At 74.4% G+C, this 12383-nt stretch carries 2 protein-coding genes; both read right to left on the bottom strand.

Going from position 1 to position 12383, the window contains the following annotated elements:
* Window positions 1-30: 30 nt before the first annotated feature.
* Complete coding sequence (locus AA23TX_RS35205) at window positions 31-240, bottom strand: MbtH family protein (protein ID WP_155547003.1); 210 nt, start codon at window positions 238-240, stop codon at window positions 31-33.
* Window positions 237-12374, bottom strand: a complete 12138-nt coding sequence (locus AA23TX_RS35200; protein WP_155547002.1) for a non-ribosomal peptide synthetase — start codon at window positions 12372-12374, stop codon at window positions 237-239. The genes AA23TX_RS35205 and AA23TX_RS35200 overlap by 4 nt, the downstream gene beginning before the upstream one ends.
* Window positions 12375-12383 lie beyond the last annotated feature (9 nt).

Below are 12383 nucleotides of genomic sequence, written 5' to 3'. Positions count from 1 at the left end.
TTCGTTCTTCCTTCGTTCGCGGTGCGGGGGTCATTCGGCGTGCTTGGCGGCGAGGCTGCGCGGACGCAGGTCCCGCCAGTTCTCCTCGACGTAGGCGAGGCAGGCCGCGCGGGTCTCCGGGCCGTGCACGCGGTCCCACCCTTCGGGCAGGTCGGCGAAAACGGGCCAGAGGGCGTGCTGGCCTTCGGCGTTGACGACCACGTGGAAGGTGCCCGTCTCGTCGTCGAAGGGGTTGGTCACCGATCGCTCCTTTCGTTCGCGAGGTACTTTTCGATCGCCTCGCCGACCCGCCGCAGCGGCTCGGCTCCGGTCATGGCGTCGTGCCCGGCGTCGAGGCCGGTCACGGTGATGGCACCGTCCACATGGGACGTCCAGGCCGCGGCGGTGCGGTTGTCCGCCTCGGCCGCCGCGGCGAAGTGCAGCAGGGTGCCGCGGTAGGTGCGCGGCACGAACTCCGCCTGCAGCTTCAGGTTGTTGCGCCAGGCGGCGAAGCACCGCTTCAGCTGCTCCGCGGTCAGTTCGCCCAGGGGGTTGGCTTCCCGCGCGAACAGCTCACGCAGGCCGGCGAAGTCGGGGCCGCGCGCGGGTTCCTCGTCGCCGTCGTAGCCGAAGAACCGCAGCACGATCGCCGCCAGCTCCTCGTCGTCCGGCAGGGGATCGTCGCTGCCCGGCGCGCTGTCCAGGCTCACCAGCAGCGCGACCTCCTCGCCCGCGTCCTGCAGCAGGCAGGCGATCTCGTGCGCGACCACGCCGCCGAACGACCAGCCCAGCAGGTGGTAGGGCCCGTGCGGCCGGACCCGCCGGATCTCCGCCAGGTAGTCGGCCGCCATCGCGCCGACGTCGGCGGGCAGGGTGGCGTCGTCCACGATCCCGCGGGCCTGCAGGCCGTGCAGCGGCCGGTCGGCCAGGTGCGCGGCGAGCCCGTGGTAAGACCAGCTGACGCAGCCGGCCGGGTGGACGCAGAACAGCGGCTCCCGGGTCCCTTCCCGGCGCAGCGGGAGCAGGACGTCGAAGGACGTCCCGCCGGCGCCGGCCTCGATCCGCCGGGCCAGCCGCGCGGGCGTGGGGTGGTCGAACAGGTCCCGGATGCCGAGGCCGCCGGTCACGCGCTCGCGCACCCGGCTCAGCAGCCGCGTCGCCAGCAGCGAATGGCCGCCCATGGCGAAGAAGTCGTCGTGCAGGCCGACCTCCGGCACGCCGAGGATCTCGGCGAACGCCGTGCACAGCAGGTCTTCGGCCGGGGTCCGCAGCCGGTCGTGGCCCGCGGTGGCCGCGACCGACGGCGCGGGCAGCGCCGCGCGGTCGAGCTTCCCGTTGGCGGTCGACGGGAACCGCTCCAGGACGACGACCGCGGCGGGGACCATGTAGTCCGGCAGCGTCCGGCCCAGCCGGGCGCGCACGTCCGCCGGTTCGATGCCTTCGCCGACGACGTACGCGGCCAGCCGCCGGTCGCCCGGGACGTCCTCACGCACGAGCACCGTCGCCCGGCCGACCCCCGGCACGGCCAGGAGCGCGGTCTCGATCTCGCCGAGCTCGATGCGGAACCCACGAAGCTTCACCTGGTGGTCGGTCCGGCCGACGTAGTCGAGCTGCCCGTCGGTGCCCCAGCGCACGAGGTCGCCGGTGCGGTACATCCGCGTGCCCGGCGCGCCGAACGGGTCGGCGACGAACCGCTGCGCGGTGAGGCCAGGGCGGTTGAGGTAGCCCCGGGCGAGCCCGGCGCCGGCGATGTACAGCTCGCCGGGGACGCCGTCCGGCACCGGCCGCAGCCCGGCGTCGAGCACGTAGACGCGCGTGTTGGCCAGCGGCACGCCGATGGTCGGCGCGCCCGGGCGGCCGCGCGCGGCGGTCAGGTCCGCCGCGGTCGACCAGATCGTCGTCTCGGTGGGGCCGTACACGTTGGTGACGCCCGCGGTGACCTCGTCCAGCCGGTCGGCCAGCGCCCGGCCGACCGCCTCGCCGCCGATCAGCGCCCGCAGCCCGCTCAGTGCGCCCGGCGCGGTCTCGGCCAGCTCCTGCCACAACGTCGGCGTCGCCTGCATGATCGTCGCTCCCGTGTGGACGATCAGCGCGCCGAGCGCCGCCGGGTCGCCGACGTCGTCGCGGGCCGCGACGACCAGCCGCGCCCCGGCGAGCAGCGGCACCAGGATCTCCAGGTTGGCGATGTCGAACCCGGGCGTGGTGACGGCCAGGAAGCGGTCCGCCGCGGTGATCCCGGTGCGGGTCACCATGTCGTCCAGCAGGTTCGCCAGCGCGCCGGCGGGGACGACGACGCCCTTGGGGCGGCCGGTGGACCCCGACGTGTACAGGATGTACGCGGCGTCTTCCGGCCGGGTGACGACGCCGTCCGGCGGAGTGGGGTAGGACTCCGCCGGAACGGCGTCGTCGAGCAGCACTCGCGGTGCGCTGCCCGTCTCGGTGCCCGGGGTGGTGACGACCACCGCCGGAGCCGCGTCTTCGAGCATGAAGGCGACCCGCTCGGCCGGGTAGCCGGGGTCGATCGGCAGGTACGCGGCCCCGGTCCGCAGCACCGCGAGCAGTGCGACGACCAGGTCCGCCGAGCGCGGCAGGAGCAGCGCCACCACCGACTCCGGACCGGCGCCGTGCTCGAGGAGCCGCCGGGCCAGCCCGTTCGCCCGGGCGTCCAGCTCGCCGTAGGTGAGTTCGGTGTCGCCGGCGACCAGCGCGACGGTGTCCCAGGCCCGCCGGGCGGTCTGCCGCAGCCGGTCGGACAGGGCCGTCCGGGACAGCTCGCGCGGGGTGTCGTTGCGGGCCACCAGGATCCGCTCGCGTTCCCCGGCGTCGAGCACGTCGATCGCGCCCAGCCGCTTCCCCGGGTCCGTCGCCATCGCCCGCAGCACGGTGCTCAGGCGGTGCGCCATCCGCGTCACGGTCGCGGCTTCGAACAGCTCGGTGCGGTATTCGACGAACCCGCCGAACCCGCCGTCGTGCTCGGTGAACTCGAACGACAGGTCGTAGCGCGCGGTTCCGGTGCCCTCCGGCAGCACCTCGGCGTCCACTTCGGACAGTTCGAGGCTCGCCCCGGCGTTGTTGTGCAGCACCAGCAGCACGCCGAACAGCGGCGTCCTGGCCTGCGAGCGGGCCGGGTTGAGGACGTCGACCAGCCGCTCGAACGGCAGGTCCTGGTGGGCGTAGGCGGCCAGGTCGGTCGCGCGGATCCGGGCGAGCAGCTCGGTGACGGTCGGGTCGCCGGCGAGGTCGGTGCGCAGCACGAGGGTGTTGAGGAAGACGCCGACCAAGTCGTCCAGCGCGTCGTCGGTGCGCCCGGCGACCGGGGTGCCCAGCGGGATGTCCTCCCCGGCGCCCAGTTTCGCGAGCAGCGTGGCGAGCCCGGCCTGCAGCACCATGAACACGCTGACCCCGGCGTCGGCGGCGAGCCGTTCTAGTCCGGCCCGCAGGTCGGGGTCCAGCTCGAAGTACACGCGGTCGCCGCGCCCGTCGGCCACGGCGGGCCGGGGGTGGTCGGTGGGCAGCTCCAGCTGGTCCGGGAGCCCGGCCAGTGCGGTGCGCCAGTGGTCCAGCTGCCGCGCGGCGAGGCTGTCCGGGTCGTCCTCGGCACCGAGCAGATCCCGTTGCCACAGGGCGAAGTCCGCGTACTGCACGGGCAGCGGCACCCACTCCGGCACCCGCCCGGCCCGCCGTTCGGCGTAGGCGTGGGAGAGGTCGCGGGTCAGCGGCCCGAACGACCAGCCGTCGGCGGCGATGTGGTGCAGGACGACGACCAGCACGTGCGACCGCTCGCCGGTGCTGAGCAGGGTGGCCCGTACCGGCGGCTCCACGGCCAGGTCGAACCCGCGGCGGGTGGTGGCGCGCACGGCGTCGTCCAGCTCGCCCGCGGTGACCTCGGCGGCGGTGCACAACCCCGTCGCCTCGATGATCTCCTGGTACGGCACGCCGTCGTGGTCGGGGAAGACCGTCCGCAGGCTCTCGTGCCGCGCGACGACGTCGTCGAAAGCGGCGGCGAGCGCCTCGGTGTCGACGCGTCCCGTGAGCTTCACCGCGACGGACAGCGTGTACGCCGCGCTCTGCTCCTCGAACCGGCTCAGGAACCACAGCCGCTGCTGCGCGAACGACAGCGGAAGCACGCCGGGGCGCGGCCGGGCCACCAACGCGGCCCGGGTCCGTGCCCGGTCCAGCCGGCCGGCGAGCCCGGCGGCCGTCGGGTGGTCGAAGAGGTCCTGGACCGACACCTCGGCGTCCAGCTCGGTGCGGATCCGGCTGGCCAGCCGGGTGGCCAGCAGCGAATGCCCGCCGTGGGCGAAGAAGTCGTCCGTCACGCCGACGTCGCGGCGCAGCACCTCGGCGAAGAGGGCCTGCAGCCGTCGTTCGCGCTCGGTTTCCGGGGCCCGGCCGGGTTCCGCCGCGCCGGTGCTCGGCGGCACCAGCGCCTTGCGGTCGACCTTGCCGTTCGGGGTCAGCGGAAGCGTCTCCAGCCGGACGTACGCCCCCGGCACCATGTAGCCGGGCACGGCGCGGGCGAGCCGTCCGCGCAGCTCGTCGTCGGGGAGCGCGCTGTGGAGCACGACGTAGGCGGCCAGCTCGTCGCCATGGGGCTGCACGACCGCGTCGCGAATCTCGGGCTGCGCCCGCAGCGCGGCCTCGATCTCGCCCAGCTCGATGCGGTTGCCGCGGATCTTGACCTGGTCGTCGCGGCGGTGCAGGAACTCCAGCCGGTCGTCGGCGCGCAGCACGACGAGGTCGCCGGTGCGGTACATCCGCTCCCCTGTACCCGGCCGGAACGGGTCCGGCACGAAGGTCGCGGCGGTGCGCACGGGATCGGCCAGGTAACCGCGGCCGACGCCGAGCCCGCCGACGTACAGCTCGCCCGGCACCCCGGCCGGGACCGGCCGCAGGTGGTCGTCGAGGACGTAGAGCGCGGTGTTGCGCAGCGGCGAGCCGATCGGCGTCCGCGAGCCCTCCGGCGCGGTCGTGAGCACGGCGTGCGTGACGTCGTCCGAGCACTCCGTGGGCCCGTAGGCGTTGACCAGCGGGACGCCGGGGAACCGGGCGAGCCAGCGTTCGCAGGATCGCGGCGGCAGCGCCTCCCCGGTCACGACCAGCAGCCGCAGGTCCGGCAGGGCCGGTGCGCCACCCTCGATCTCCCAGGCATCGAGGGTGGCGGCCAGCAGGGAGGGCACGATCTCCAGGACGGTGACGCCGTGCTCGGCCACCGTGGCGAACAGGGCACGGGGATCGCGTGCCGACTCACGTCCGGTCACCTGGACCCGCCCGCCCGCGACGAGTGGCGCGAGCATCTGCCAGACCGAGATGTCGAAGGTGACCGGCGCGTTGTGCACGACCACGTCCCGCTCGCCGAGCCCGAGGTCCTCGACCTTGGCGAGCAGGTGGTTGGCCATGCCGCGGCGCGCCACCATGGCGCCCTTGGGCCGGCCGGTCGACCCGGACGTGTACAGCACGTATGCCAAGTCGAGCTCGTCGCCGGACAGCGGCGCGCCGTCGGCGGTTTCGCCGTCGAGCGTCAGGACCGGGACGTCCCCGGCCAGTTCGGCGGCGAGCACCCCGTGGGACGGATCCGCCAGCAGGACGACCGGCGCGCTTTCGGTCAGCAGGCCGGCGTTCCGGACGACCGGCGCGGCGGCGTCCAGCGGCAGGTAGGCGCAGCCGGCGCCGAGGACCCCGAGCACCGCCGCGACGTACCCGGCGCCCGGCTCGGCCAGCAGCGCGACCAGCGAACCGGTCGCGGCCCCGGCGTCCCGCAGCCGGGTGGTCACGGCGTTGGCCCGGCGGACGAGGTCCGCGTACGTCGTTTCGCCGTGCTCGTCGCCGACCGCGATCCGCTCCGGGAAGCGCCCGGCGAACTCGCGCACCCGGGCGACGACGTCGGTCCAGTCGAGCGGACGCTCGGTGTCGTTCCACTCGACGAGCAGCCGGTGTTCCTCGGCCGGGCTGAGCACCCCGACCTGACTGAGCGGCAGCTCCGGCCCGGCGAGCGCGCGGTCGAGGAACCGCACGAGCCCGTCGGCCAGCCGTTGCACCGTCTCGCGGTCGAAGAGGTCGGCGCTGTACTTGATCAGCGAAAGAACACCGGCGCAGGCGTTGCCGTCGGTCCGCTCTTCGGCGAACTCGAAGTGCAGGTCCAGGTCGGCGGTGCCGGTCGGCACCAGCTCGCCACCCAGGGTCAGGCCGGGCAGCTCCACGTGCGGGGTTTCGTTGCTGTGCAACGTGATCGCGACCTGGAACAGCGGGTGGCGAGCCCGCACGCGCGGCGGGTTGAGCACCTCGACGAGCCGTTCGAACGGGACGTCCTGGTGGCCGTACCCGGCGAGGTCGGTCTCCCGGACCCGGCCCAGCAGCTCCCGGAACGCCGGGTCGCCGGCGAGGTCGACGCGCAGCACGAGCGTGTTGACGAAGAACCCGGCCAGGTCGGCCAGCGCGGCGTCGGTGCGGCCCGCGACCAGGGTGCCGAGCGGGATGTCGTCGCCCGCGCCGTACTTGCCGAGCACCGCGGCGACGGCGGCCTGCAGCACCATGAACACCGTCGAGCCCGTCTCGGCGGCCAGCCGGTCGAGCCGGGCGTGCAGGTCCGCGTCGAGGGTAAAGGGGACGATGTCGCCGCGGTAGGTCGAGGTCGCCGGGCGCTGCCGGTCGACCGGCAGCGGCAGCTCGCCGGGCAGGCCGTCGAGCGCTTCGCTCCAGTACGCGAGCTGGCGCGCCTGCAGGCTTTCCGGGTCGCCGGCGTCGCCCAGCAGGTCGCGCTGCCACAGCGCGTAGTCCGCGTACTGCACCGGCAGCGCCGCCCAGTCCGGGGCCAGGCCGTCGAGCCGGCGGGCGTAGGCCCGCGCGAGGTCGCGCGCCAGCGGGGCGGCCGACCAGCCGTCGCCGGCGATGTGGTGCAGCACCAGCAGGAGCACGTGCTCGTCCGGGGCGACGGCGAACAGCGTCGGGCGCAGCGGCACGTCCCGCGTCACGTCGAACGCGGTGCGCGCGGCCTCGCGCAGCACCTCGTCCATCCGGTCGGGACCGGTGGTGACGACCGGCAGGTCCGGCTCCGCTTCGGTCGCGGCCAGCACGAGCTGCACGCCTTCGCCGTCGACCTGCGGGTACACCGTGCGCAGCACCTCGTGCCGCTCGACGAGGTCCCGCAGCGCGGCCCGCATCGCTTCGACGTCGAGCTTCCCGCTCAGGCGCAGGGCGATCGGGATGTTGTAGGTGGCGCCCGGCCCCTCGAACTGGTTGAGGAACCACAACCGCTGCTGCGAGAACGACAGCGGCACGCGGCCGGGACGCGGGCCCGCGGTCAGCGCCGGGCGGGTGCTCGTGTCGCCGAGGCGGGCCGCGAGCTGCGCCGGTGTCTGGTTCTCGAAGACCTCGCGGATGGTCAGCCCGGCGTGCAGGACGGCCTCGATCCGGCCGACCAGCTTGGTGACGAGCAGCGAATGCCCGCCGCACTCGAAGAAGTTGTCGTCGATGCCGACGCTCTCGCGGCCGAGCACCTCGGCGAAGAGCCGGCACAGCGTCTCTTCGGCCGGGTTGCGCGGCTCCTGGGAGCGCGGGCCGACGACCTCGGGCTCGGGCGTCTCCGGCTGGGCCGGTTCGAGCACCTCAGGCTCGCCGTAGCGGCTCCACCGGCCGCGGCGGCCGGTCGCGGCCATCCGCGTGCCGGGCTTGCCGAACGGGCTGGGCACCAGGGTCGTGGCGAGCGGGACGGGGTTTGTGTCCGTGGTCGTCATCGGCCGGGCCGACGCGACGTACCACCACCCCGGCACGCCGGGCGGGACGAGACGGAGGTGGTCGTCCAGCAGGTAGACACGCGGCCGGGCGGGAACGGCGACCGGCAGTCCGGCCAGCAGCTCCGGTACCCCGGCCGCGCGCTTGCTCCAGTCCCCGAGCAGCGTCTCGCGCTCCCCCGCGGCCAGCAGGTCCACAGTGGACAGCGGCTGCCCGGGATCGGCGACGGCCGAAGCGAGCACGGCCAGGAAGCGCTCGCCGAGCAGGCGGACGGTGTCTTCGAAGAACAGGTCGGTGCTGTACTCCAGGCCGAGGGTCATCCCGGCCGGGGTGCCGTCGGCGCCGAAGTCCTCGACGAAGTCGAACGACAGGTCGAACTTCGCGGTGCCGTTCGTGGCCAGCGCGAAGTCGCCGGTCAGCCCGTCCATCGCGACCTCGGGCCGCTCGTTGTTCTGGAAGGTCAGGATGACCTCGAACATCGTCTTCGCGCCGCCGGAGCGGGCCGGCCGGACGGTCTCCATCAGCCGCTCGAACGGGACGTCCTGGTGCGCGTAGGCGGCGAGGTCGGTCTCGCGCACCCGGGCCAGCAGCGCGCGGAAGCTCGGGTCCCCGGACAGGTCGGTCCGCAGCAGCACGGTGTTGAGGAACAGCCCGACCAGCGGGTCGAGCACCGGCTCGGTGCGTCCGGCGACCGGGCTGACGAGCGCGATGTCCGTACTGCCGCCGATCCGGGACAGCAGCGTCGCGAGCGCGGCCTGCACGACCATGAACGGCGTGGCCCCGCACGTCCTGGCCAGCTCGATGACGCCCGCGTGCAGCCCCGCGTCGAGCGGGAAGTGGAGCGTGTCCCCCTGTGGCGTCCGGTTCTCCGGCCGCGGCCGGTCGAGCGGGAGGTTGAGGTCGGTGGTCAGCCCGACAAGCTCGGCCCGCCAGTACTCGATCTGCTCGTTCGCGAGGCTGCCCGGGTCGTCGTCGGCGCCGAGCAGTTCGGTCTGCCAGCTCGTGTAGTCGGCGTACTGGACTTCCAAGGGCGTCCAGTCCGGCGCCTGCCCGTGCTTACGGGCGTTGTAGGCGGCGCTCAGGTCGCGGGCCAGCGGGGCGGCCGACCAGCCGTCGGCGGCGATGTGGTGCACCACCACGAGCAGGACGTGCTCGCGCTCGGCCAGCTCGAACAGCGTCGGACACACCGGGATCTCGGTCGCCAGGTCGAAGACGTGCGCGCCCGCCTCGGCCAGGTCTTCGGCGAGGTCGTCCTCGGTGGTCTCGACGAGGACCAGCGGCGGCCGGGCGGCATCGGGGGCGAGGACCACCTGACGGGGTTCGCCGCCGTCGTCGGGGAAGACCGTGCGCAGGGTCTCGTGGCGGGCGATGAGGTCCCAGACCGCCTGCTCGAGGGCGTCGCGGTCGAGGTCGCCGGACAGCCGCGTCACCGCGGGCACGTTGTAGGTGCCGCTCGGGCCTTCCATCCGGTCGAGGAACCACAACCGTTGCTGGGCGGGCGAAAGCGGGATGCGCGCCGGCCGCTCCGCGCGCTCGAGCGGGGGCCGGGGCCGGAGCGGGCCGTCGAGCAGCGCGGCCAGGTCGGCGGCCTTCGGGGCGCCGAACAGGTCCTTGAGGGAAAGCTCGATCCCGGTGGCCCGGCGCAGCTTCCCGATCAGCCGGGTGCCGAGCAGGGAGTGCCCGCCGAGGTCGAAGAAGCTGTCGTCGACGCCGACCCGCGCCACGTCGAGGACCTCGGCGAACGCCGTGGTGACGAGCTCTTCGTTCGCGGTCCGCGGGGCGCGGACGTCGGCGCCGGTGTCCACGCGAGGCTCCGGCAGCGCCTTGAGGTCGACCTTGCCGTTCGGCGTGAGCGGGAGCGCCGGCAGCGCTTCGAAGACCGACGGCACCAGGTGCGCCGGGAGACGTCCGGCCGTCGCGGCTCGCCACTGCTCGGGGTCGCCGTCGCCGACGACGTAGCCGACGAGCCGCTTCTGGCCGGCCGGGTCGGTGCCCACGACGACCACGGCGTCGGTGACGCCGGGCAGCCCGCGCAGCGCGACCTCGACCTCGCCGATCTCGATGCGGTGCCCGCGGATCTTGACCTGGCGGTCGCGGCGGCGGAGGAACTCCAGCTGCCCGTCTTCCCGGTGGCGCACGACGTCACCGGTGCGGTACATCCGCGCGCCCGAGCCGGGCTGGAACGGGTCCGGCAGGAACGTCGTGGCGGTGCGGCCGGGGTCGGCCAGGTAGCCGCGGCCGACGCCGTGCCCGGCGACGTACAGCTCTCCCGGGACGCCGGGCGGGACCGGGCGCAGGCCGTCGCCGAGCACGTAGAGCCGGGTGTTGCGCACGGCGTGCCCGATCGGCACCAGCGGCCCGTCGAGCGGGCTGCCGGCGGTGAGCAGCGCGTGCGTGACGTCGTCGGCGCACTCGGTCGGCCCGTAGGCGTTGACCATCGGGATCCCGGCGAACCGCGAGAACCAGCGGCGGCACAGGTCCGGGGGCAGCGGCTCGCCGGTCACGACCAGCTCGCGCAGCTCCGGCAGGGCCGGGACCGGGGCACCGTCGTCCCAGGAGTCGAGCGCGGCCCGCAGCAGCGAGGGCACGACCTCGAGGATCGTGACGGTCTCCAGTGCGGTGACGCCGAACAGCGCCGCCGGGTCGCCGGCGACCTCCCGGCCGACCACCCGCACACGGCCGCCGAGGACCAGGGCGCAGATCATCTGCCAGATCGAGATGTCGAACGACAGCGGCGCGTTCTGCACCACGACGTCGTCGTCGCGCAGGCCGAGGTCGTCGACCTTGGCCTGGAGGTGGTTGACCAGCCCGCCGTGGGTGACCATCGCACCCTTGGGCGTGCCGGTGGAGCCGGAGGTGAACAGGACGTAGGCGAGGTCGTCGGCCTCGGTGGGCACCGCCGCGTCGAGCAGGCGGCCGGCGACGGCGCCCCCGGGCACGACCGGGTCCACGCCGAGCGCGGCGGCGGCCTCCCGGTGCCCGGGGGCCGCGATCACCGCCGTGGCCCCGCTTTCGGCGATCAGCTGGGCCGTGCGCGCGGCCGGGGCGCGCGTGTCGAGGGGGACGTAGGCGCCGCCCGCCGCCCAGACGCCGAGCATCGCCGCGATGAACCCGGAGCCGGGCCCGTCGAGGATGCCGACGCGATCGCCCTTCGCCAGCCCGCGGTCCCGCAATTGCCGGGCGATGGCGGCCGCGCGGCCGCCCAGGTCCGCGTAGGTGGTCTCACCGGCGTCGTCGACCACCGCGACCGCGTCGGGCCGGGCGGCGGCGATCGCGTCGACCCGCTCGACGACGCCGGTGAATTCCGGTGCGCCGCTGGTGCCGGTCCACCGGGCCAGCAGCTCGCGCTCGGCCGGGTCGAGCACGTCGATCCCGCCGAGGGGCCGGTCGGCCGGCCAGCCGCCCAGGTCGCGGAGGTAGCCGAGGAACCGGTGGGCGAGCCGGTCGAGGTCGGCTTCGGTGTACAGCTTCGGGTTGCCGTCGAAGAGGACGCCGAGCTCGCCGTCTTCGGTGTCGTAGACGGTGATGGAGAGGTCGTCGTTCGGCGCGGTGGACAGGTTGTGCGTGCGGCCGGGGCACGAGCCGAACCGCAGCTGCTCCACGAAGGACGCGACGTTCAGCTCCGGCCCGAACGGCCGGGTGTCGGTGGGCGGCAGGCCGATCAGGCCCCGCACTTCGCGGCCGCGGTGGCGCTGGTGCTTCAGCGTCCGGCGGACCTCCTTGCCGACGTGGCCGAGCAGCTCGCCGCGGGTCATCGCCGGGCGGATGGCCAGGGGCAGCGGCAGCACGTTGGCGCGCATGCCGGGGATCGCGCGGGTCGTGTCGGTGGTGCGGGCGGTCACCGGCAGCGAGAGGACGACCTCGGGGCCGCCGGTCAGCCGCTGCAGGTACGCGCCCATCGCGGCGATCACGAACGTCGGCCACGCCGCCCGGTCTTCCCACGCCAGTGCGCGCAGGGCCGCGGCGGCGGTCGCGTCCAGCGTCGCGCCGCGGCGGAGGAAGCCGTCCGCGGGGACCACCGGACGGCTCGCCACGGTGGTGAGCTCCGGGGTCTCCGGGAGCCGGCCGGCCCAGAACTCGCGGTCGCGCTCGGCCTGCTTCGAGTCCAGATAGGACTGTTCGTCGGCGAGCAGGACCGAAAGCGGCTCGAACGCGCCTTCGGCCGGGTCGCCGCCTTCCAAGAGCGCGGTGTAGATCACGGCGACGCGCCGGGCGAACACCGCTTCGCTGAAGCCGTCCCACAGGACGTGGTGTGCCCGCGTGTAGAAGTAGTGCTTCTCCTCGCCCAGCCGGAGCAGGGCCATCGTGTACAACGCCGCGTCCGGGTCGGCCGGGTCCACCGGCCGGCGCACGTCGGCCCGCATCCACTCCAGCGCGTCCGGCTCGGCCGCGAAGTCCAGCACCGTCAGCGGCGACCCGGTCAGCGGCTCGACGACCTGGCGCACGGTGTCGCCCTCGGCGTGGAACCGGACCCGCAGGCACTCCGCCTCGGTCACCGCGCGGCGCACCGCGTCGGTGAAGACGTCCTCGCGCAGTGGGCCGTCGATCTCGTAGTACTCGGCGATGTTCCAGATCGGGTTGCCCGGGTCGAGCTGCTGGGCGTACCAGACTTCGAGCTGCGCGGCCGACAGCGGCAGGGCGGCTCCGGATGCGTTCTGCGACATGCTGACGTT

Origin of the sequence: Amycolatopsis camponoti (assembly GCF_902497555.1) — a bacterium.
In the GTDB taxonomy this organism is placed as follows: Bacteria; Actinomycetota; Actinomycetes; order Mycobacteriales; family Pseudonocardiaceae; genus Amycolatopsis; species Amycolatopsis camponoti.
This window is presented reverse-complemented; position numbering and strand designations above follow the sequence as displayed.

Coding starts and splice junctions, on each gene's coding strand:
- AA23TX_RS35200 (WP_155547002.1), bottom strand. CDS start 12,374: ATGTCGCAGAACGCATCCGGAGCCGCCCTGCCGCTGTCGGCCGCGCAG.